Raw genomic sequence first — 24136 nt, forward strand, 5'->3', positions numbered from 1 at the left:
TTGCTTTTCTTACGGTTGGAACCTTTATTCTCTTTCAACATTTATTTTCATTATATTCATGACAACCACTAATAAACAACTTATGAGAATTATCAGCACTATCTTTCTATTTATTTTCATTTTCTTTCAATCCTTATTTGCCCAAGAGGTAACCATCAAAGGGACCATCAACAACTTTGGCGACAGTATTAAGTATATTCACTTATCCAGTTTTAATGGTTTTCAAGTCCATAAATTGGACAACAATACTTTTGAATTTAAGATTCCTGGAGACTTGCCTAAGGAACAGGTAAACCATTCATTCATGGTATTGAGCAAAAATGAATATCCAACTTACGAAGAGTTACATGATGAATTGTTAAGTAGAAAGGAAATCACCTATGAAAGAGATGCATTGCCTATAATCGTGGATGATAAAAACATGGTAATAACCTTGGACGCAAAAGAGAAAAAAGCATATGTAGAGGATAGTGAATTGAATAAACAACTTGCTGAAATGAATGCCCTCCAAAAACAACAAAGGGAGAAATACAAGGAAAAGACGTCCTCACTAGAAGAGATTACAGAATGGGGATTTAGTGAAAAGATCAAGGCACTAAATAAATACCCGAATTCCTTATTGACAGTTGAATATTTGGGTAATTTTTTAACGAATCCGTTTATGTCTACAGGCTTCCAAGAATTATCGCCTGCGCACTTAGATCGGATTGAGCAAGTAATAGCCAAAGTTAAGGAACAGGACCTCTCTCAGAACAAAATCAATGAGTTGCAGAATCAATATGATATGGCAGATTATAAGAATAAATCGATGACTGACCTATCTTTCCCAGCGTTAAAGTTAAGTAACCTAAAGAATGAAAAACTCAATATCAAAGATTTATACAAGGAAGCAGACTATATCGTTATTGATGTTTGGGCAACATGGTGTGTTCCTTGCCTTCAACAACATCCGGAGTATGAAAGGATTGCAGGCACAAGTAAAAAGAACATCAAATTTATTGGGCTCTCCATTGATCAAAAAGAAGATGTTTGGAAAAACCACCTAGCCAAAGAACCAAAGAAATATGATAATTTTTGGTTGGAAAAGTCGGAAGTAAAGGTTCTGGAAGATTCTTTGTCTGTACAAAGCTACCCTACCTATATGATCATCAATACAAAGACTGGGAAATTGGCGAAAATCAGGTTCCCTTTGGATAAGCTAGAAGAACTATTGGCAACTCTGGAATAACTTGCTTTATTAGAATAAAAAAAGGATCAATCCGATATTCTTGGATTGATCCTTTTTTGCATGTATAGAAGTTATTAATTGTTCTCTATCAAGTAAGCCTTGAAGGCGTCGTAATCTACTTTCAACTCCTCTGCCAGCTTTGGTTTGCCTTGCAGCTTCTCTGCACCCTCTGGTAGTTTCACTTCTTTATAGACCTCTTCCGAAATAGCTTCTGGAAACTTACAAGGATGTGCCGTGGATAGGAACACCGAAGCATATTCGCCAGGATGATCCTTTCGGTAGGCTTTGGACGCTAGATATGCAATTGCTGTATGCGGACAGGCTACATATTTAAATTGCTCATACAGCTCATCCATTCCTTTTTTGGTTTCCTCATTATTGTAGGTGTATGAACTGATCATTCCCTGCAGTTCCGATAGGTTATTATGGAATAGGTCTTGGATACGGACCCAGTTACTTGGGTTTCCAACATCCATGGCATTTGCTAAGGTTTGTACAGATGCTTTCGGCTCGTACTGTCCAGATTGCAAGAAACGTGGCACCGTATCATTGACATTCGTCCCTGCCACAAAATGCGAAACCGGTAATCCCATCTTATAAGCCAATAAGCCGGCACCAATATTACCAAAGTTACCACTGGGAACAGTGAACACTACCTCTTGCATACCCTGAGCCTTCAATTGAGCATAGGCCCAGAAATAATAAAAGGTCTGCGGAATCAATCTGGCAATATTGATAGAATTCGCGGAAGTAAGCCTTAGATTTTGGTTCAGCTCAGGATCATTGAAAGCCTGCTTAACCAAGGCTTGGCAATCATCAAAGGTGCCTTCCACTTCCAATGCCCTGATGTTTTGGCCATTGGTCGTTAATTGTTCTTCCTGTACCTTAGAGACCTTGCCCTTAGGGTATAGTATGGTCACTCGGGTACCTTCGACGCCAAGGAAGCCTAAGGCCACTGCACCACCGGTATCACCTGAGGTTGCAACCAGGACGTCCAGTAACTGTTCTCCTTGATTCGAGAAGTAACCCATTACACGGCTCATAAATCGCGCACCAAAGTCCTTAAAGGCATAGGATGGTCCATGGAAAAGCTCCAATACCGCAGTATCAGCGCTAAGGAAACGCAATGGTGCATCAAAATTGATGGCATCATTGATGATGGCCTTCAAGTCCTTCTCAGGGATGTCATTCCCGATAATCGCATTGGCTATCTGAAAGGCAATCTCCTGAAAGGAGTATTGCTGTATATTTTTAATGAAATAAGGATCTAGGCTTGGGATATTCTCCGGCATATAAAGTCCCTTATCTTGAGGAAGCGAATTAAAAACTGCCTCTTGAAAGGATACGCGCAGATCTTTATTGTTAGTACTATAAAATTGCATTGTAGTAAGTTTAGGTTTAAGAAAGAATTTTTGGGCCTTCCGCATTTACTGCAGAAACAAACTGTAAGCTATCGATACCATTGGCGGTCAAATGCTCTTGAATACGGTCTACCGCCAATTGTGCAGCCTCAGCACCTTTGCTGATAGCAACCACGGAAGGTCCGGAACCCGAGATCCCAAAGCTTAGCACGCCAGCATCCATCGCTATGCGTTTCATTTCATAGAATTCAGGTATCAAGATCGCTCGTGTAGGTTCGATCAGTACATCGTGCATACTTCTGCCGATCAAGTCATAATCGCTTCGGTATAATCCCGCTACAAGGCCTGCTATATTGCCCCATTGATTAACCGCATCTTTTAAGGATACTTTTTCCTTGATCAATTGCCTTGCATCCCTTGTCGGAACATCCACTTGTGGAAACACAATACCAGCAACTAAATCTTCGGGTACAGGTAGATTGATGATATCCAGGGGTTCATAACCTCTGATCAAGGTAATACCACCCATCAATGCTGGTGCAACATTATCGGCATGGCCATGACCACAGGCCAATCTTTCGCCCTCTACACAGAAAGGCATCAGCTCATTTTTGGTCAAAGGGTTCCCCAAAAGGGCATTTATGGCAAACAAACCTGCCACTGTACTCGCCGAACTAGAACCTAGTCCACTACCAATAGGCATGTGCTTGATCAAGTCGATTTCTACACCGACTTCGTCTTCAAGCCCTAAATGGCTCAATAACATCTTGACACAGGCGCTCACGGTATTCTTATCAGGGTCTAATGGCAAACGGCCATCGTCTCCTTGGATGGAGCGAATCCTAACTCCAGACTCTTCCACCCGTTGCATATAAACCTCGTCTCCAGGTTTATCTACGGCAAAACCCAATATATCAAAGCCACAGATCATATTTGCTACTGTTGCAGGAGCAAACACCCGTACTTCTTTTAACCATTTATCTGTACTCAATGTATTTTCCTTTTTTACTATTTGTTCAGGATTTGACATGATTTCTATTGTTTTAAAATTAAGCTCCGACGTTTACTAAATCTGCGAACACTCCTCCAGCTGTAACTTCCGCCCCAGCACCTGGACCTTTCACCACCAATGGACGTTCTTTATATCGTTCCGTCGTAAATGAAATAATATTATCGCTTCCTGATAAGGCATAGAATGGATGGCTCTCATCGACCATCTGCAAACTGATTGCAACTTTACCATTCTCTAATGTACCGATATATCGAATTACCTTACCTTGCTTTTCTGCTTCTACTTTCAAATTATTGAAGTAATCATCAGCTTTTAACAGCTCTGCATAGAACTCATCCACCGAGTCGGCCTTCAAACAGCTTTCAGGAAGAATATTACCTAACTGAACATCTGAAGACTCAATCGGATATCCAGCATCCCTACCCAAGATCAACATCTTACGCATAAAATCAATCCCTCCTAGATCATCGCGGGGATCAGGCTCTGTAAATCCTAACTCCTGGGCTTTTTTAACTACATCGTAGAATGAGGCATCTCCCTTGAAATTATTGAAGATATAGGAGATGGTTCCAGATAGGATAGCCTCTATCTTCAACAAGCGGTCGCCGCTCATCATCAAGTCCTTAAGAACCCTAACAATCGGCAGGCCAGCACCAACATTGGTTTCATAGAAGAAATCTACCCCATGCTTTCTTGCCGTCTCATGCAATAGTTTATATTGAGCATAATCACCTGAGTTTGCGATTTTATTACAGGTCACAATCGAGATGTTCGCCTTAAAGATATTTTCATAATAGGTTGCAGGCAATTTGCTCGCCGTATTATCGATAAACACACAGTTAGGTAGATTCATCTCTTGCATCTTTGCGATAAAGGTTGCTAAATCCGCTACCTCACCGTTAGCATCCATTTCTTCCTTCCAATTACCCAGGTCTATTCCATCGGCATTGAAATACATCCTTCTGGAATTAGAAATACCTACTACTTTAACTTCTATATCATTTTGCTCTTCCAAGAAAGCGTGCTGTTTATGCAACTGGCTGAACAAAGTAGAACCAATATTTCCTGTACCTATATTGAACACATGAAGTGTTTTCTTCAACTCAGCGAAGAAGGCATCATGAACAGCGTTCAGCGCCTTAGAAAGGTCATCCTTATTAATGATGACTGAAATATTGAATTCTGAAGAGCCCTGAGCAATTGCACGCACATTGATACCATTACGTCCAAGCGCATGGAATAACTTACCCGACATGCCAGGCGTACGTTTCATGTTCTCGCCTACGATTGCCAAGATGGATAGATCACTCTCTACAACAGGTAGGGATAACTTATTGGCCAAAAGCTCCAGTTCGAATTCATTCTGGATAAGCTCAACGGCCTTTTGCGAATCACTTGGATTAACAGCAAAAGTGATACTGTGCTCTGAAGAAGATTGCGTAATCAAGATCACGTTGATCTGCTCCCTAGCTAACAGGGTAAACAGGCGACCACTGAATCCAGACTTCCCAACCATCCCACTACCCGTAAGGTTAATAACCGAGACATCGGAAATCGAAGAGATACCTTTGATCGGAAAACCTGACTTTCCAGTCTCAAACTGGATTACCGTTCCAGGGAATTTAGGTTGAAAGGTATTGCGGATGACAATCGGAATCTTCTTCATAAAAGCCGGAACCATCGTTGGAGGATAGATGACTTTCGCTCCAAAATAAGAAAGCTCCATAGCTTCAGTATAAGAAAGCACAGGCAAAGAAAAAGCTTTCTTAACAATTCTAGGGTCTGCGGTCAACATACCGTTCACATCTGTCCAGATCTCAATGGCTGAAGCATTGAGCACCGAACCGAAGATGGCAGCGGTATAATCCGAGCCACCACGCCCCAGGGTCGTAATCCTGCCTTTATCATTAGAACCGATGAATCCAGTTACAAATAGGAGTTTATCGGCATGTGTTTGAGAAAGAGCTTGGATTAATTGTGCGGTAAGCGGTTCGTTGAGGTGGGCATTTCCAAAATTGGAATCTGTTTTAATATAGTGGGAAGCGTTGATGTATTCTGCTTCGGGAACCTCCTGTTCCATGATCTTGGCGACCAAATAATTGCTGCAGCGTTCGCCATAAGAGATGATCAGGTCTTTGCTCTGGTTACTAAGTTCCTTTAAAGCGGTCACCCCTTGCAGCAGGTCTTCCAATTCATTGACCAAGAGTTTCAATCTTGTTAACACGGGATTTTGAAACTTCACGGCGATTAATTTCTTGACCACTTCAAAGTGTTTCTCTTCCAGAAGTTTCAGATCCTCGGCAAAAGGTTTGCCTTCAGCTGCATCTTCAGCCATTTTTGTCAACAGGTTGGTGATACCTGACATCGCTGACAACACGACCAACGGCTTTTCTCCAGCTTCGTAGGATTCCTTTACGATGGCTAATACTGCTTTGATACTTTCTACGGAACCTACGGATGTCCCGCCAAATTTTAGAATTTTCATGCTTTCTTGCTCTGTTTATTTACTGTTTGTTTTATCGGAAATAAAAAAGCCTTCCTCAAAAGAGGAAGGCTTCTAATATCTGTACTAATTACTATACAATAGAATCACTTCCTCCTGGTATTGCCCCCGGTGGTAATGATAATTGTAATAATAATAGATGCGTTTAACATTAATTTTGTTTTTGAATGTCCAAATATATTATTAAATTTTATATAACAATGTAGTTTTATTAAAAAAATTAAAAAAAATTATAAAAAGTAGCCCTATATCAGATTAAGCCAATATTTAAATGTAAATCGACAAATGAAAGGTTAAACAGGTAAAAAATCCAAATGTTAAAAGTGTTAAAACTTTGTTAAATTTCTTTAAGAATGTTTTGAATTCTATACAGTATGTATTAGATTTGCTTCAGCTCGTTTGAAAAATTACAAAAAAATGAAGGTTTTCAGGGAGCTTATGGTTGTATAAATTAGCGATTTAATGAAAACAAAGAAACTAGTGGCAGTGATGCTATTCATAGGCTTATGTCTATTCTCGCAGGCTCAAACCAGCCAAAAATCCTCAGACCCTGATAACCTAGCAAAAGAATACTTCTCTCAAATCATGGGCGTTGCATCAAACGCTACTACCAACACAAAACTTTATCAGTTTGTTTACGAATGGTTAGGAACTCCTTATCGCCTTGGAGGTGATTCTAAAAGAGGGATCGACTGTTCTAAATTCTCGTTGGCAGTCTATGAGAATGTGTTCAACACCACGATCGGTTATAATAGCCGCAATCAATATTCCAATGTAACCCCTATTCGTAAGAATGATTTACAACCTGGAGACTTGGTGTTCTTTAAGATCAGAAGCAGAAGCATTACCCACGTAGGTGTTTATTTAGGAGATGATAAATTTGCACATGCATCGTCTAGTAAAGGTGTCATGGTAAGCAACCTAAATGAAGCTTACTGGAAGAGATACTACTACAACGGTGGCCGTCCTAAATTGGAAGATGGCGAGCGTATCATGACTGCTGATGCCAACCCAAATCAGAAAAGCAATCTTCACTAGATCAAACTAGAATTATAAAATATTAAAATAAAGTCCGAAAGTCATGCTTTCGGACTTTATTTTTTAAATTTTTGCTAAATTTACCCCTATCAAAAAAGCAACAATGTCATCTAAGAAAACACTTATCCTCAATAAAGAGCAGATCCTTCAAAAGTCCAAACGTATTGCCTATCAAATCGTGGAAGATAACTTTGACGAGTCTACAATTGTTCTTGTTGGTCTTGCTGACCGCGGTTATGTATTTGCCGAACGCTTACAGAAGATACTTATGGAAATAGCACCTGACAAAACCTTTGAATTGATCAAGGTGACTGTGCAAAAGACCAAGCGTAAACTGGAAGCGACAACAGATGTTCCGATTGAAACAGCAAAGGATAAAGTAATCATCTTGATAGACGACGTTTTAAACAGCGGTAGGACCTTAGCTTATGGTCTGGGTGTGTTTCTTAACGTTCCATTAAAACGCATGCGCACAGCCGTTCTAATCGACCGTAGCCACCATCAGTTCCCGGTGTTCAGTGATTACTATGGATTAAAGCTTTCAACCATCCTCAAAGAACACGTTGAGGTGGTCCTGGAAGAATTCGATAAAAAAGAAGATGCGGCATATTTATCATAGCCGCATCTTCCTTTTAAAATTCTATTTGTTTAGGTAATCCCTCTATTAACTCTTACCCTTATAAATCTTCAGCTTCTGACCAATGCGAAGGTTAGACCCACGAAGGTTATTATCTGATTTTATCTTGTTTACGGTAGCTCCACGGTGCTTTCCAGCGATCTCTGACATGGTATCCCCTTTACGCACCACATAGGTTACATAAGTAGGGTTACTTTTCACGGCGGTCTTTGCACGGGTTGCTGCCAGCACATTCTTGGACAGTTCCTCATCAATGGCTCTTGAAACCACCAAGGTCCTTCCTGTTATCGAACTTCTTGAAGTCAGGTTGTTCCAAGCCATTAAGTTTTGGACGCTGACGCCATATTTTCTAGAAATAGTCTGCAGGGTCTCCCCTTTTGCCACTTTATGGTCCTTATCTTCCTTTACATCCACTGCTGCAATGGCTTTTTGAATAGCCTCATCTTGCGGATTATGCAGTGCAGCATAGATCAACGAATCGCTCATCGATTCATTAATTGGAATCACCAAACGTCTTTGTTTCTCAGGACTGGCAACCACCACTTCACGCTTATAACCTGGGTTCAATTGCTTCAACAATTCAGGAGAACAGGTCAAGGCAGATGCAAGTTGTTTGATATTGACCGATTTATCCAGCATAAGGACCTTATGGTCTGTCTGCAGATCATTCACTTCCGAATCCAAGCCATACAGCTCTGCATGATTCAGCACATAGGTCATCGCAATGAATTTCGGAATATAGTTTTGGGTTTCTTTAGGAAGGAAAGGTGACAGTTCCCAGTAGTTCGGGCTGTTCAATCCAGAACGGATAATAGCGCGACGCACGCAGCCTCTACCACAGTTATACGAAGCCAGGGCCAACAACCAATCATTGAATTCATCATAAGCCTCCTTTAGATAACTGGAAACCGCATAGGTTGTTGAATATACATCCTTGCGCTCATCAAAATTAGAATCCATGGTCAGGTTATAGACCTTCGCGGTTCCATAGATAAACTGCCATGGGCCAACGGCTCCAGAAGTGGAAACGGTATGCGGGTTTAGGGAAGATTCAATAACGGACAGATACTTTACCTCATCGGGCACACCTTGTTCGGCAAAGATCTGGTCATAGATCGGGAAATAATATTCGCTCAAGCCTAGCAGCTTTTCCATATAAGGCTTGTAATTCCTGGAAATATATTTATCCAGATAGGCCTTGACGCGGACATTATACTCCAAAGGAACCGTTTTCTGAATCCGTTGGATCCGTTGGGCGATATTGACGTCCTCTTCACTGAAGACTACTCCGCCACCTGCCAATTGCTTGACAGAATCCAACATCAGGAATGTCTTTTCCTTATCTTTCTCTAATTGGTCAATAATATTGGCCTGAAAGGTTTCCCCAAAGACTGTTGGGTCCGCCTGCTGTTCCTGTGCGTATCCAAACTTCAGGACACACAAGCCTATTGTAACTAGGAAACTAATTTTTTTGTTCATAAGTAATCGCTACTGTAAAAACTATCTGTGTTAGTTCTTCGCTTATCGTTGGCAATTTGTGCCAATTCTTTTTGGTTAGCTATAAAAAAAAGTTTCACCAGACACATGACGTATCCAGTGAAACTTTATAAAATCTTTTAATGAAAATAATTAACCTTGTTTGTTAACTGTATCATTATTAGCTGTTGTATTTGTGTTGCCTTCAGCATTTGGATCATCTTTTTGGCCTTCTTTGAATTCTTTCACGCCACGTCCTAACCCACGCATCAATTCAGGAATTTTCTTTCCCCCAAATAACAATAACGCCAATACCACGATAATGATAATCTCATTGGTACCGATAAATAATAATCCTGATGTATACATATTCTACTAATTTACTGATTCTTTTCTTTTAGTGTATCTAACAAATATATAGATAAATAATTTAAATCCCTGTAACTATCTTGCTATCCATATTGATGGATTCATCGAAGTTGTACCGCGATAAACGCTCAAGTCAATGTAGGAATATCCTACCTCTGGATCGGAGTCTGCAGCCCCGATTACGGTACCTGTAGAGATCTTCTGACCTTTGCTCACATTCACCGATTTCAGGTTAGAATAAGCCGTCAGATACTCACCATGTTGAACCACCACGGCATACGATCCGATATTGATAACCTGCAATACAGTACCTTCAAATACCGTTTTTACCGGTGCTCCATCCGATGTACGGATACGGATATAATCATAGAAGTCACGAACCCCACGCTCTACCGTAACACTACCGTAGTTACGTACAATATTACCCTGTCCTACAGGCCATGGCAGACGTCCTCTGTTGGATGAGAAACCAGCCGACAGTTTGGTTGCTTCCGGCGAGTTGTTCAATACAGCCGAACCTGTTTTCTTTTCAATTTTTTTCTCGGCTTCTGTAACAGTGGTACCCGTTTTCTTAGCCTCGGCTTCCGCCAATCTTCTTCTGCGTTCTTCCTCAGCTCTACGTGCTGCTTCTACCTCACGAGCAATGGCAGTCTTGATCGCTGCATCCAGACGTTTCTTCTCCTGTTGTTTTTTCGTCAACTGACCGCGGAACGTACGCTCCTCACGAGCCAACTGGTTCAACTCCTGTGAGTGGGCCGCCTTATCCTTAGCTATGGTATTGCGCTCAGCTTCCTGTTCTTTCAACAGGGACTGTTGCGTCTTTTTATCTCTTTCCAATTGCGCAATCTTCAGCTCGATCTGTTTCTTGGTCCCCTCGATCTCTGCAACCTTGACCTTTCGGGCATCAGTAAATTGCTGTAGGTATTTTACCCGTTTAAAGGCTTGGTTAAAGTCCTTCGAAGCGAAGATAAACATCATCTTATTGTAGGAGTTCTTGTTTCTAAATGCAAATAGGATCATCTTTTCATAATCCTGTCTCATTTTTTCCAATTCCGCCTTAAGTTTATCTACGATGGCATTATTTGATGAAATGTTTTTGTTGATAATGCGCAACTCCGAATTGATGGTACTGATTTTATTCTCCCTCAGGTCCAACTGCTTGCTCAGCGCAGCAACTTCCTGTTGGGATAGGATCTTCTCCTGGGTCTTGGCACTTAATATTTTTTGGAGCTCAGCAATTTCTCTATCTATTCTTTCCCTTTGTTTCTTTAATTCCAAACTACTTTGTCCATAGCTCAAGCCAACAAATAGCAATAAGGAAAATATACTGAGTACAATCTTTTTAAAATCCATGAAATGTTAAATTCTTTCGTCTCTATTTTACAGAACTTCCAAAAATAAGGATATACTTAATACGAAAATAATAAAAACACAATTTCTTTACATTCAATCAGCCTAGCAATTAATTGATTGCCTTATATCTGGACGGAATACTGAAGTTAAGTTCCACGCCTTTATTGAATTCCGACTTGTTGTAAAGCATGTCTGAAGACACTTTCGCACCACTACCTTCAATGTTTAACGTGAATCTCTGTGGAAAATTATGTCCGTCAATCACAGCAAACTCACTGTACTGAGCTTCCAATTTATTGGATTTGCCCAGCTCCATCAAATTGAACAGTGTCGGTCTGTTACTTTTGTTCACACCGTAATGAAAGGTCAATCCATCCTTTACCCCGATAACCTGCACATCATCTTCACTGGTCGCGATCTGCAATTGATCGGTACGCAACATCTCTGTTGAGATATTGCCCACCAGGATATCCTGCAACATCCTAAAGGAAATACCAGGATTGGTATACCTATATATATAGGAAAAAGGTTTTGCGATATACTCGCTCTGCAATCTATTGATGATCTTTACACTGTCTGGGGTAATCAAGACCCGGGCAGCTTCAATCCCCAAGAGGGCAGTTACCGAAATCCAAATGGCCTTATCCCGTTCCATACGCACATTCAAGGTTACATTCTGGGTCTCTTCACCGAACTGAACCCTTGCCTTTGCCCGACCTGAGAAGGTGATAAAGTTCAAATTGTTCAATTCATAGGTGCTCAAGAGGTCCTTGCCCTTTGCTGTAGCAGCGGCATCCTCCTTCTTAACGGAAGCCTTTTTACTGGCACAGGCTGATGCAAGCATCAATACCGCCAAGACCAGACTGATTTTACTCAATATATTTCTTCTCACTGATTTTCTGTTTTAACTTTTCCTTATCCAATGTACTTCCTTCCGAATAGGTCATCGCCTTCTCCCATTGCTTCAATGCTTCCTTGGTCTTTCCTAATTTGATCAGGATATCACCATAATGATCATACAACACGCCCGATGGTTCCGAATTTTTGATCGCTTTCTCGATCCATACCAAGGCTTCCTGATATTTCCCTTGTTGGAACAGCACCCATGCATAGGTATCTTGGAAGGTTCCAGAATTTGGTTCTAATTCATTTGCCTTCTTGGCGTATGCAGCAGCTTTATCCAGATCTTTCTTCTGTAGGGAAAGATAATAGGCCGCATTGTTCATCACCGTTACATTGTTGCTATCCAACTTGATTGCTTCCTCGTACGCCACTTCAGAGGCCGACTCCATCTTGATCTCATGGTAAAGGTCACCCAAACCGCCGTAAATCATGGATTTCACGAAGTCATTCTCATTGCCGCTCTGATCCAGGGCACGCTCTAGGAACAACCTGGCATTCTCGGTATCTTTTTTCATCATATAGGCTACCCCAACAAAATAAGTGATGATCACATTATTGGGATTATGGCTCAATGCCTCTTTTCCATCCACGATGGCTTCATCTAATTTGTTCTGCGCCAATTCCACATTGATCAACTTACGCCATGCATCCACATGCTGCGGATTCATGCTCACCGTTGTCAAGTAAAGTGACTTAGCCTGGTCAAGGTCACCACGCATCCAAAGGATATCTCCTTTAAACATATGGCTGTCTGGCATCCTTGGGTGCTTCAATACCAAGCTGTTCGCCAAGTCCTGCAATTGGTCTTTCGTAAAATCCTTATTGTTGTTCACCAGGTTCATCATGACCCGATGCTTGTCGATAAAGGTTACCGCGTCTGATTGAAAGGCCTTTTTGATATTCTCAAAAGCCTGCGAACCTTTTTTCAGCGCCATATTGGCATCCGCCATATCCAGGTACAGCAGATCATCTTTGGTCGTAGCCAGGCCCTCATCCAAAACGGTCAGGGCTTCCTTCGGTTTCTTTTCGTCCAGCAGGATATAGCTGAGGCTACTGTATACCTGGCGTATCGGAGATTTTTTCTTTCTCCACTGCTGAAGAACCTCATTGGCTTCACGTGGACGGTCCATATCCATCAGGATTTCAGCCTTCAGGACATCTAGGGTATCCGTTTCACCGAACTTAGCCTTGGTTTCTTCATAAGTCTTCAATGCATCTTCCGATTTTTTACCGGCATGCTGCATCATGATCTTTTCGCGATATACCTGCGGATTGTTGGGTTGCTTCTCGATGAACTCATCCAATAACTCGACAGCAGAGGCGAAATCACCTTTGCTCTTGTACAGTTCCAGAAGATGGTTGTTGTATATGATATTCTCAGGGGCGATCTTCACGGCTTCCTCAGCAGCAGGCAAGGCAACATCAAAGTTTCTAGCTTGAGCGTATAACAAGGATTTCGCATAGTAGACCTCTGCTCCATTCGGGTATTTCTCTAGGGTCTCTTCAATACTTTGCAGTGCATTTGCTAAATCCCCACTTTTCAGCTTGGACTCAATTGATGCCAATTGCTCCTTATAACCCTTATCATCCTTCAATTCTTGCGCAAACAACACTTGTCCCGCCATCAACATTACTCCCAGAACCAGGGGTTTGCACCATTGTAATCTTCTCATCTAAATCTCTTTAATTATTCACCTTTTATCTTGCTTAGCGCACGGTCTAAGGCAATTCAAGGTAATAAATTAATTTTAAAGAGTACAAAAATGCAGAAAAGTTTAAATGAATATCTTTAAGAAATGTTAAATCACGACAAAATCACCCTTCATAATGTTTAATCAAGCGTAATATTTCTGTGATAAGCTTATAATTCTAAAAGTTCAAGGCATAAATAATTTGCAGGTAGAATTTTGCTAAGCGGATCCTTGGTTTGTATGGATACTTTTATTTCATTAGGCTGAAATTAATTGGTCTTTTAATCTTAGATATATTTAGGTCATTGCCTTCCCATTTGACCCAAAGAAAATCGGCTATAACTATACAGCCAAAACGGGGGTTTTATTCGAGGCATATTCGAGACACATTCGGAAAAGCTTCGAAAGAAAAATCTGATTGCAAGGAGGCATTTTGCGAAAATCCCGAATGAGTCTCGAATAAGGTTAATATTAGCATTGCAAAACCTGTAAAAACAAACTTCAACTTGGCATCCAATAATGGTTAAAGAGCATTTGAATATCAAAAGATTTTCTATATTACTTTTTGAGCCCAAAAGTAACCAAGACGCTTCGACTCATTTAAGGATTATCGATCTCATTGTTACTTTTGAAGCGTAAAAGTAACCAAACCGACGAAGGAGCTCAAGGATACCAAAAACAACTCGAATCCGTAAACGCTTCGGCTCATTTAAGATGGCTTTTCGCACCGTCATCCACACATGAAAAGAATGCCTTGTTGTCGGGGATATCTTCCTTCAAAATTCTCCCTTTTGATGGAGAATTTTTTGAAAGCATCCCAAGGCCAATCCCATCGCACGGGGCATCGGCATTCTTTCCATTTTTCCGCCATTGGAAATGAGCCGGGGGCTAAAGGGCTTCCTTCGGAAGGATGGAGTCTGTTTTGAAAACCCCCAGAGGGGGTGGAATCTTTGTAGAAAAATGTACCGTTTACCGGATAACCCCTGGAAGGGGTGAAATATTTTTCTATAAAACCCCTTTACCGGCATAAAACAATAAAAAATAGGTTCCTCATCTTACGATTTCGGAAGGACCAAAATTCTTAAAAAAAATAAAAAAACAGATTCTTCGCTGTGCTCTGAATCCCTCTCAGGAATATCCAAGTCTGAACGATGTGTGAAGAATCTGTACGTAAATATTTCATAACCTGCTGTTTTCCTACACCTGCGGTGTAGGACCTGTTCACCAATACAATTATGATTGAATTGTTCCGAGACCCTTCGGAGAACCTTCAGTGTGACACCGAAAAAAAACTTATTTTGCGATACCCAGCCCCATGGGGGCTGCATAATTTTAGAGGAATGGTTTCAAATAAAATAGGGCATGGCCTGGCTTTTCGACGATGTTGCTAAAGCCATGAAAAACAGCAGCAAACAAAAAGTAAAATTGGCTTTGAGAATTAAATATAATTATTGTACCTTTGCAGACCTAATTGTAGTGATTACAATAGGATTTAAAACATTATTAATTAATTAAATAAAAGCAAGTGAATACGTTAAGTTACAAAACTGTCTCTGCTAACAAGAACACCGTTAACAAAGAATGGATCGTTGTTGACGCTGAAGGCGAGATTTTGGGGCGCTTGGCAAGCGAGATTGCGAAAGTGATCCGTGGAAAGCACAAGCCTTCATTCACCCCACACGTAGACTGTGGAGATAACGTGATTGTTATCAATGCAGACAAGATTAGATTGACTGGAAACAAGTTGGGCGACAAGGTATATGTTCGCTACACAGGCTACCCAGGTGGTCAGCGTTTCGTTTCTCCAAAAGAGTTAATGGCAAAGCACCCAGAGCGCATCATTGAGAAAGCAGTTCGCGGGATGTTGCCTAAGAACCGTTTAGGACGTCAGTTATTTAAGAACCTATATGTTTATGCTGGAACAGAGCACAAGCATGAGGCTCAGAATCCAAAACCAGTTAAATTTTAAGGAGAACGATTATGTCAACAACTAACACTTCAGGAAGAAGAAAAACTGCTGTTGCCCGCATCTACTTAACAGCTGGCAATGGAAACATTACCGTAAACGGTAAAGATTACAAGGAATATTTTCCTACATTACCTTTGCAATACATCGTTACTCAATCGTTATTGGTAGCAGATTCTCTTGCAAATTTTGACATCAATGTTAACGTTCAAGGTGGTGGGGTAAAAGGCCAAGCAGAAGCAGTTCGTTTAGCGATTGCAAAAGCTTTGGTAGAGCTTAACCCAGAAGTAAAACCTGCTTTACGTTCTAAAGGTTTGATGACACGTGATGACCGTATGGTTGAGCGTAAGAAACCAGGACGTCGTAAGGCACGTAGAAGATTCCAATTCAGTAAACGTTAATATAAGGAGGATCAAAAAATGGCAAGAACAACATATCAAGAATTATTGGATGCAGGTGTTCACTTTGGTCACCTTACTCGTAAGTGGGATCCGAAAATGGCTAAGTACATTTTCATGGAACGCAATGGTATCCACATCATCGACTTGAACAAGACTCTTACAAAATTAGAAGAGGCAGCATCAGCGATCAAACAGATCGTAAAATCAGGTCGTAAAGTTTTATTCGTAGCTACAAAGAAACAAGCGAAAGAAATCGTGGCAGAACAAGCGAAAGCAGTAAACATGCCTTTCGTGACAGAACGTTGGTTAGGTGGTATGCTTACTAACTTTGCAACAGTTCGCAAATCAATCAAGAAAATGTCAAACATCGATAAAATGCAGAAAGATGGCACTTACGATGTATTGTCTAAGAAAGAAAAATTGATGATCCAACGTGAGCGCATCAAGTTAGAGAACCTTTTAGGAGGTATCGCAGACTTGAACCGTTTACCTGCTGCATTATTCATTATCGACGTTAAGAAAGAGCATATTGCGGTTGCAGAAGCGATGAAATTAAACATCCCTACTTTTGCAATGGTTGATACAAACTCTGACCCTACAAACATCGACTTCCCTATTCCAGCGAACGATGACGCGACTAAATCAATCAGCTTAATTGCAAGCGTAATTGGTAAAGCTATCATCGAAGGATTGGAAGAGCGCAAGCGCGATAAAGAAGAGGACGCGGAAAAAGAAGCTGCTGCTGCTAAAGCTGCAGTTGACAATGGTGAAGCTACTGAAGCGACTCCAGGAAAACGCACTCGTAAAGCGAAAGACGTAGAATAATCTTATTCTATAATATAAGCCGGATAGACAAGTGTTGGTTTCTGGAAGATCTGCTTCCTTTTACCGCCCCTGTCTTTCCGGTTTTTTTGCTGAAAGGCAAGAACCTATTGAACATTAAAAGTTAACATTCTGTTGATTTTAATTCAAGGAATGCTTAACACATCAATTGTAATTTTAACAAAAAATATACTATGTCAGTACAAATTTCTGCATCAGATGTAAACAAATTGCGTCAACAAACTGGCGCTGGTATGATGGACTGTAAAAAAGCATTAGTGGAAGCTAATGGTGATTTCGAAGCTGCTGTTGACTACCTACGTAAAAAAGGTGCTAAAGTTGCTGCTAGCCGTCAAGACCGCGACTCAAACGAAGGAGTAATTATTGCTAAAGCTGCGGCTGATGGCAAATCAGGTATCGTAGTTGAGGTAAACTGTGAGACTGACTTCGTAGCGAAGAACGCTGATTTCGTTGCATTTGCTGAATCAGTAGCTGACGCTGCATTAGCGAACAGCCCTGCTACTCTAGAAGACCTAAAAGCATTGGAAATCGGTGGAACTAAAATCGCTGACTTATTGATCGAACAGACTGGTAAGATCGGTGAGAAAATCGACGTTTCTAAATTCGAAACTGTTGCTGCTGATAAAGTTGTTGCTTATATCCACGGTAACTACCGTCTAGGTGTATTGGTAGGTCTTTCTGCTGATGCTGCTGGTGTTGAAGAAGCTGGTAAAGACGTAGCTATGCAAATCGCTGCGATGAACCCAGTGGCTATCGATAAAGATGGTGTTGATACGAAAACTATCGAACGCGAACTTGAAATCGCTAAAGAACAAATCCGCGCTGAAGGTAAACCAGAAGAAATGGTAGAAAAAATCGCTCAAGGTAAATTGAACAAATTCTACAAAGAAAACACTTTATTGAACCAAGAGTTCGTTAAAGATTCTTCTAAATCTATCGCTCAGTTCTTGGATTCAGTTGCTAAAGGATTGACTGTTACTGCTTTCAAACGTGTACAATTAGGCGCGTAAGCATTATAAAATAAGGAAAGCCCATCCCCAAAAAGGATGGGCTTTCCTTATTTTATAGATTCGAGATGTGAGATATGAGTATGGAGAAATTAACCTTTCCAAAATAGATTTGAGATGTGAGATATGAGTATTGGGATAGTAAACTTTATAACTTTTTTGAAAATTTGGTTTTAATTTTTCTCCAATCTGAAAACCACATCAACCGAACTACAGTTTAGTAGATTATAGATATGAGGGAAGGAAATGAAGTCAGAGATACTTTGGGATGTTTTAGCGTTATGCTATCTCAAATCTCACATCTCCTATCCCATAATTCGCATCTATTCCTTAAATTGCTACTGAATATGAGAACGAAGCAGATTAACAATAATTCCATCAACCAGATCATGTTGATTATCATCATTATCTTGGTATGTATCCTAATTTTCAAGAACCTTTACTATTATTTGCCGGGCTTCCTAGGTGCCATTACTTTATATGTGCTGTTCCGCAACAGCTACTTTAAGTTGACGGAAAGAAGAAGATGGAACAAGATCCTGACCAGCCTCCTGTTTATTCTCATATCCATTGTCTTTATTGTCCTGCCTATCTGGGCATTGGTGGATTATCTGGTTCCCCAGATCACCAGTTTCTTGAACAATACAGACAAGATCGTCTCTCAGTTCAATCTCTTGAAGGAATATATGGCCGACAAGCCCTTCCTGAAGGATATTGATATGTCGGATGAGGCTTTGCTCAATATGCTGCAGCGATTTACCAAATATGTACCAAGCATATTGAATTCCGTGGCCGAGGTCATGATCAATATCATAGTGGCATTGTTTGTTCTCTATTTTATGTTGGTCTATGGTAGGCAAATGGAAAGTTATATTTCCAGTGGTGTGCCCTTCTCACCAAAAAGCAAACAAGAACTTTGGAAAGAGTTTGATTCCATGGTCCGTTCCAATGCCATCGGTATCCCAATCTTGGGATTCTTCCAAGGTTTGGTAGCCATGTTGGGCTATTGGATCTTCGGAGTGGATAATTTTATCCTGATGGGCATGCTGACCGGTATTGCTTCCATAGTTCCCGTATTAGGAACCATGACCATCTATGTTCCACTGGGCATCATTACCTTAGCCGGAGGCGAAACGGCCAATGGAATCGGTATTCTCCTTTATGGCTTCCTATTGATCGGTAGCATCGATAATATCTTACGCTTTACCATTTTGAAAACGTTGGGGAATGTCCCACCGCTGATCACGGTATTTGGGGTATTGTTGGGCCTAAAATTATTCGGCATGTTGGGATTGATCTTCGGTCCTTTGATCCTATCTTCTGTAGGAGTTTTGATCAAGGTATATTCCAATGAATATGGCAAGGGAGATTCAATTATCCTGAGTACAGATAACCCAGAGAAACCCGAATAAGGTAAAATAATATTCATATTAGGTAATACCTAAAATTGGGATTATCAAAAGATTGTAAGCTTTGACTTGCACTTTCCTATTAAAGTCATAATCAGCTTTTTGGATGACAAAAGTCACATAACTGCACTTGTATTCTTTGTATCTTATTGTCAAAATAATAAGCGAACAATATGAAACAACTAAATGACAAAGTGGCTATTGTAACCGGAGGAGTTTCCGGTATCGGTAAGGCAATCGTTGAACTTTTCGTAAAAGAAGGTGCTAAAGTTGTTATAGCGGATCTGAACGAAAAGTTAGGTGAAGAATTGATCAATAATCTTGGTGAGGGGAATGTCATCTTTATTAAAGCAGATGCCTCTTCGGCCGAAGACAATAAAAAAATTGTGGAGGCCGCCATTGAGAATTTCGGCGCCCTACATATCGCAGTGAACAATGCAGGAATAGGTGGAGAATCCAACAACGTTGGGGACCTATCTATTGAAAACTGGAAGAAAGTCATTGACATCAACCTCAATGGGGTATTCTATGGAATGCACTATCAGTTACCAGAGATTGAGAAAGTGGGCGGAAGCATCATCAATATGGCATCCATCCTTGGGGCAGTAGGATTTGCGAAATCATCGGCATATGTTGCAGCCAAACATGGCGTGGTGGGACTGACCCAGACTGCAGGATGGGAATATGCGACCAAAGGTGTTCGCATCAATGCAATCGGTCCTGGATTTATCGCAACCCCATTGGTTGAAGCCAACCTGGATGCAGACTCCCTGAAATATCTAGAAACACAACATGCTTTTCAAAGATTGGGTAAGCCGGAAGAAGTAGCAGAGCTGGCTTTATGGCTAGCATCCGATAAAGCTTCATTCGTAACGGCATCCTATTACCCAGTGGATGGCGGCTATTTGGCGAAATAAAAAAACGGAAGGCAATTGAAAAAATTGCCTTCCGTTTTTTTAATGAGTGGGGAATGTAGAAAGCGGGCGAATTCAATTCGCCCCTACGAAAATTGGACAGCTTTCCAGCGAAGTATTGATCTTGGACCATCCACCCATCCCGAACCCTGAGCTCAGCCGAATGGCATGCTGGTTTAACCCTCATATTGTTCTAGGTTCTTTGTAAATTAGCAAGATTCGGATTTTTATTGTCCCGATCAGTACGGAAATTTGAATATGGAAAAGACGCAACAAGAGTTAAACTATGACCGGATCGCCAAGGCGATTCAGTTTATCCAGGATCACTTTCAGGAGAAACCTAGCCTGGAGGAGATAGCAGAGCATGTTCATTTAAGCCCTTTTCATTTTCAACGTTTGTTTTCGGATTGGGTCGGAACCAGTCCAAAGAAATTCCTGCAATATACACAGGTCAACTACGCCAAGAAATTGTTGAAGGAAGAAAAACGTACCCTTTTTGACACGCATATCTTGACGGGTGTTGGCAGTACCAGTAGATTGCACGACATGTTTGTTCAGATCGAGGGGATGACTCCGGCAGAATTCAAACAAGGGGCAGAGGGTCTGTCCATTGCCTATAGTTTTCAGGGCAGTCCTTTTGGAAAATGCCTGATTGCTTCCACCGAGAAAGGAATCTGTTATCTTGCTTTCGTCGATGATTATTCTGCAGGATTGGAGGAGTTAAAACATTCCTTTGAGAACGCGACGTTTATCGCCGAGGAGCAAGCCATCCATCGGGAAGCCCTATCAATATTCAACCTGGAAGATTCTTCCTTAAAACGCATCAAACTGCATCTAAAAGGCACGGCTTTTCAACTGAAGGTTTGGCAGGCCTTACTGTCTATCCCTTTGGGGGAATTAAACTCCTATAAGGAGATTGCAGAAAAAGTTGGCCAACCTACCGCATCGAGAGCGGTTGGAACTGCAATCGGAAGCAATCCCATTGCATACTTGATACCATGTCACCGTGTTATACAGACTTCTGGACATACGGGAGGATATCGATGGAAACCACTTCGAAAAACACTGATGTTAGGTTGGGAATTTGCAAAGACCGATAAAGAAAATCAACATGAAACTATTTAATACGGCCAATCCAAGTAAAAACCTGTTGCCCTATGACGGGACCGTACATTATTACGGAAGAATCTGTGATCCCGATAAAGGCTATTATGAAAAATTATTGCATGGCATTGCCTGGAAAAATGATCAGGCGGTCATCTTTGGCAGGCATATAGAAACCAAGCGCAAGGTAGCATGGTACGGTGATAAAAGATTTGAATACAGCTATTCCAACATACAGAAAATTGCTGAACCATGGACAGCGGAGCTGCTTGAACTCAAGGAAATGGTAGAAAGAGAGTCTGGGGAGACATTCAATTCCTGTCTGCTCAATCTATACCACGATGGCTCAGAAGGGATGGCCTGGCACAGTGATGGCGAGAAGGACCTGAAAAAGCATGGTGCCATCGCTTCCCTGACTTTTGGTGCTGAACGTAAGTTTTCTTTCAAACATAAAACCTCCAAGGAGAAGATCGACCTTTACTTGGAAGATGGAAGTCTGTTGATCATGAAAGACCAAACCCAAGACCATTGGTTACATCGGCTGCCTCCAACCAAAACGGTACATGGGGCGCGAATAAACCTCACTTTTAGAACGATAGAGAATGCATAGGTCAGGAAAACTATGCATTAAAAATAAAAATCCTATATTTGCAGTACCAATAATCAAAACAGGATATATGTAATACCCAATTTCTTTCCGAAAACAATTAACAAAGCATGTGCATGCTTTTGTATGGTTTTATCTTCAAAGCGAAAGGAATTATGGTCATTATACAGAACGCAACATATATTCACCTCAATAAAGACATTTTATTTCAAGGCCTCCACCTGGCAATCAATAAGCATGAAAAAATTGCTTTGATCGGTAATAATGGTGTAGGCAAATCCACTTTACTCAAAGCCATCGCTGCTGAGCTAAAGCTTACTGCTGGATCGATCTATTGTGAAAGCACGCCCTATTACATTCCACAATTACTGGACAGGTACGATGGCATGAGCATAGGCCAAGCTTTGGCCATCGATGGGAAGTTAAAGGCATTACAGGCTATACTCGATGGTCAGCTGGACGAGAACAATTTCGAAGTCCTAAATGACGATTGGGCTTTGGAAGATCGGGTGCAGCAAGCATTAAGCCGATGGAATCTTGCAGGATTGCGATTGGATGAGCCGTTCAAAAACTTAAGTGGGGGTCAGAAGACCAAAGTCTTTCTTGCAGGCATCGACATCCATGAACCAGAATTGATCTTGATGGATGAACCCAGCAACCACCTTGACATGGAATCACGAGAGCAGCTATACCAGTTTATTGAAAACTGCAATAAAACGCTTTTCATCGTGAGTCATGATCGTGCTTTACTGCGGTTAATTCCAGAAATGGCCGAAATGAGCAAGACAGGAATTTCACGATATGGAGGAAATTACGATTTTTTCGCCGAGCAAAAGGAAATAGCCCTCAACGCTTTGGATCAGGATGTCAAATCGAAGGAAAAAGAATTGCGAAAGGCTAAAGAAAAAGAGCGAGAAGCCTCAGAAAGGCAGAATAAACTGAATGCCCGCGGGAAGAAAAAACAGGAAAAGGCCGGTATTCCCAAGATCCTGATGGGCGGGTTGAAAAATAAGGCTGAAGGAAGCAGTGCAAAACTAAAAGGAGTACACCAGGAAAAGATTTCCGGGATCCAGCAAAACCTGAGCAGCCTCCGGGCTAATTTACCGGACATCGACCAAATGAAATTTGGATTTGAGGAATCAGGCCTTCCTATTGGGAAAAACTTAGTTGAGCTGAAAAATGTCAACTTAATAATCAATGGGAAAGCACTCTGGAAACAGAACTTAAACTTTCAGCTCCAATATGGCGATAGAGTGGCCATAAAAGGCAATAATGGTTCCGGGAAAACCACTTTGATCCGGTTAATTCTTGGGGAGGTGCCCAACTATGAGGGCGAATTGAAAAAAGCGGACTTCAGCTTTGTGTATGTAGACCAGAGCTATTCTATGGTCAGGTCTTCCAATTCTATTTATGACATGGCCCAGTCCTTCAACCAATCCAGTTTATTGGAACATGAGGTCAAGATCAGATTGAACCGTTTCCTTTTTCCTAAAGAAAGTTGGGAAAAGAGCTGTTTGGTCCTCAGTGGAGGAGAGCGCATGCGTCTTTTATTATGTTGCCTAAATATCAGCAGCAAAGCGCCAGATATCATTATACTAGATGAGCCAACAAACAATATCGATATACAGAATATGGAGATATTAACCGCAGCAATACGCTCCTACCAAGGCACCTTAATCGTTGTCTCTCACGATCAATATTTTTTGGAAGAAGTAGGCATTCAGAAACACATTACACTACACTACTAGCAGAAAGGAAAAACATGAAAAAAATTATTTATTATGTGGCTTCGTCCATAGATGGATTTATTTCCGGAGAAAATGATGATGTGAGTGGATTTTCCTATGATGGAGAGGCCATAAAAAAGTATTTGGAAGAGCTACAAGCATTCAATCATGTCTTGATGGGTAGGAAGACCTACGAATTTGGCTATCAATTTGGTGTAAAACCCGGTGAGCCCTCTCCTACCTATGCTCATATGAGCCAGTATATCCTTTCCAATAACCTGGAGTTTGAAGATAAACATGAACAGGTCAAGGTTATCCCTTTGGATGTTGAACAGGTACAGCGTCTAAAACAAGAAGCAGAAACCGATATCTATTTATGTGGAGGAGGGCAATTGGCAGGCTGGTTGCTTAGCAATGAATTATTGGACGAGGTCAAGATCAAGCTCAATCCGGTCATTATTGGTTCAGGAACAAAATTATTCGAAGGAATTAAAAAGAATTATGGATTAACCTTATTAGGCGATGAAAAATATGAGGATGGAATGAAAATCCTACATTATTCCATTGTTTATTAAGATCGCGAAATT

21 protein-coding genes are annotated in these 24136 nt (G+C 41.0%); 13 read left to right on the top strand and 8 right to left on the bottom strand.

Features of this window, described 5'->3' with window-relative positions; all coding sequences use genetic code 11:
• Positions 1–82 precede the first annotated feature (82 nt).
• Entirely contained in the window at positions 83–1228 is a 1146-nt protein-coding gene (locus RT138_RS08505; protein ID WP_313190328.1) for a TlpA disulfide reductase family protein, read from the top strand.
• A 74-nt stretch (positions 1229–1302) separates the two neighbouring features.
• On the opposite strand, the gene thrC is transcribed toward RT138_RS08505, so the two are convergent.
• The 3 genes from thrC to thrA are packed head-to-tail and all read right to left on the bottom strand — an operon-like array spanning position 1303 to position 6086.
• Positions 1303–2610, bottom strand: coding sequence for a threonine synthase (thrC, locus tag RT138_RS08510; protein WP_313190329.1), 1308 nt, complete (start codon positions 2608–2610; stop codon positions 1303–1305).
• 16 nt (positions 2611–2626) lie between these two features.
• Complete coding sequence (locus RT138_RS08515; protein ID WP_313190330.1) at positions 2627–3619, bottom strand: homoserine kinase; 993 nt, start codon at positions 3617–3619, stop codon at positions 2627–2629.
• Positions 3620–3638: 19 nt separating this feature from the next.
• Entirely contained in the window at positions 3639–6086 is a 2448-nt protein-coding gene (gene thrA, locus RT138_RS08520) for a bifunctional aspartate kinase/homoserine dehydrogenase I (protein WP_313190331.1), read from the bottom strand.
• Between the two features lie 480 nt (positions 6087–6566).
• On the opposite strand from thrA, the gene RT138_RS08525 reads away from it, so the two are divergent.
• Together RT138_RS08525 and RT138_RS08530 are read left to right on the top strand one after the other, a co-directional pair.
• Positions 6567–7142 carry a C40 family peptidase gene (locus tag RT138_RS08525; RefSeq protein ID WP_185210684.1) on the top strand — a complete coding sequence of 192 codons (576 nt, stop codon included), beginning with the start codon at positions 6567–6569 and terminating at the stop codon, positions 7140–7142.
• A 103-nt stretch (positions 7143–7245) separates the two neighbouring features.
• The gene (locus RT138_RS08530; RefSeq protein ID WP_185210686.1) at positions 7246–7761 is read left to right on the top strand and encodes a phosphoribosyltransferase family protein; all 516 of its coding nucleotides are present in this window, start codon (positions 7246–7248) and stop codon (positions 7759–7761) included.
• A 45-nt stretch (positions 7762–7806) separates the two neighbouring features.
• Here the strand turns inward: RT138_RS08530 and RT138_RS08535 are convergent, their stop codons facing one another.
• From RT138_RS08535 to RT138_RS08555, 5 genes are all read right to left on the bottom strand, one after another.
• Entirely contained in the window at positions 7807–9258 is a 1452-nt protein-coding gene (locus RT138_RS08535) for a LysM peptidoglycan-binding domain-containing protein (RefSeq protein ID WP_313190332.1), read from the bottom strand.
• Between the two features lie 150 nt (positions 9259–9408).
• Positions 9409–9624: a twin-arginine translocase TatA/TatE family subunit gene (locus RT138_RS08540; protein WP_093098747.1), complete on the bottom strand. Its 216-nt coding sequence runs from the start codon at positions 9622–9624 to the stop codon at positions 9409–9411.
• 75 nt (positions 9625–9699) lie between these two features.
• The gene (locus tag RT138_RS08545; RefSeq protein ID WP_185216081.1) at positions 9700–10977 is read right to left on the bottom strand and encodes a murein hydrolase activator EnvC family protein; all 1278 of its coding nucleotides are present in this window, start codon (positions 10975–10977) and stop codon (positions 9700–9702) included.
• A 109-nt stretch (positions 10978–11086) separates the two neighbouring features.
• Positions 11087–11869 carry a DUF4292 domain-containing protein gene (locus tag RT138_RS08550; protein WP_313190333.1) on the bottom strand — a complete coding sequence of 261 codons (783 nt, stop codon included), beginning with the start codon at positions 11867–11869 and terminating at the stop codon, positions 11087–11089.
• Complete coding sequence (locus RT138_RS08555) at positions 11847–13553, bottom strand: tetratricopeptide repeat protein (RefSeq protein WP_313190334.1); 1707 nt, start codon at positions 13551–13553, stop codon at positions 11847–11849. Before RT138_RS08555 ends, RT138_RS08550 begins: the two co-directional genes overlap by 23 nt.
• Before the next feature lie 1543 nt (positions 13554–15096).
• On the opposite strand from RT138_RS08555, the gene rplM reads away from it, so the two are divergent.
• From rplM to RT138_RS08605, 10 genes are all read left to right on the top strand, one after another.
• The gene (rplM, locus tag RT138_RS08560; protein ID WP_094255220.1) at positions 15097–15540 is read left to right on the top strand and encodes a 50S ribosomal protein L13; all 444 of its coding nucleotides are present in this window, start codon (positions 15097–15099) and stop codon (positions 15538–15540) included.
• An 11-nt stretch (positions 15541–15551) separates the two neighbouring features.
• On the top strand, positions 15552–15938 hold the full coding sequence (gene rpsI, locus RT138_RS08565) for a 30S ribosomal protein S9 (protein WP_094255221.1): 387 nt from the start codon (positions 15552–15554) through the stop codon (positions 15936–15938).
• 18 nt (positions 15939–15956) lie between these two features.
• Positions 15957–16763 (top strand): 30S ribosomal protein S2, encoded by an 807-nt coding sequence (gene rpsB, locus RT138_RS08570; RefSeq protein ID WP_093098738.1) that lies wholly within the window; start codon positions 15957–15959, stop codon positions 16761–16763.
• A 191-nt stretch (positions 16764–16954) separates the two neighbouring features.
• Positions 16955–17791 (top strand): translation elongation factor Ts, encoded by an 837-nt coding sequence (gene tsf, locus RT138_RS08575; RefSeq protein WP_093098737.1) that lies wholly within the window; start codon positions 16955–16957, stop codon positions 17789–17791.
• A gap of 344 nt (positions 17792–18135) precedes the next feature.
• On the top strand, positions 18136–19200 hold the full coding sequence (locus RT138_RS08580) for an AI-2E family transporter (protein ID WP_313190335.1): 1065 nt from the start codon (positions 18136–18138) through the stop codon (positions 19198–19200).
• A gap of 170 nt (positions 19201–19370) precedes the next feature.
• Positions 19371–20114, top strand: a complete 744-nt coding sequence (locus RT138_RS08585; RefSeq protein WP_313190336.1) for a glucose 1-dehydrogenase — start codon at positions 19371–19373, stop codon at positions 20112–20114.
• Positions 20115–20369: 255 nt separating this feature from the next.
• Positions 20370–21236: a methylated-DNA--[protein]-cysteine S-methyltransferase gene (locus RT138_RS08590; protein WP_313190337.1), complete on the top strand. Its 867-nt coding sequence runs from the start codon at positions 20370–20372 to the stop codon at positions 21234–21236.
• A complete protein-coding gene (locus RT138_RS08595; RefSeq protein ID WP_313190338.1) occupies positions 21223–21825 on the top strand; it encodes an alpha-ketoglutarate-dependent dioxygenase AlkB in 603 nt (200 codons plus the stop codon). Before RT138_RS08590 ends, RT138_RS08595 begins: the two co-directional genes overlap by 14 nt.
• A gap of 107 nt (positions 21826–21932) precedes the next feature.
• Entirely contained in the window at positions 21933–23570 is a 1638-nt protein-coding gene (locus RT138_RS08600; protein WP_313190339.1) for an ABC-F family ATP-binding cassette domain-containing protein, read from the top strand.
• A 14-nt stretch (positions 23571–23584) separates the two neighbouring features.
• Complete coding sequence (locus tag RT138_RS08605; protein WP_313190340.1) at positions 23585–24124, top strand: dihydrofolate reductase family protein; 540 nt, start codon at positions 23585–23587, stop codon at positions 24122–24124.
• Positions 24125–24136 lie beyond the last annotated feature (12 nt).

The organism is Sphingobacterium sp. (assembly GCF_032065005.1).
Lineage (GTDB): Bacteria > Bacteroidota > Bacteroidia > Sphingobacteriales > Sphingobacteriaceae > Sphingobacterium.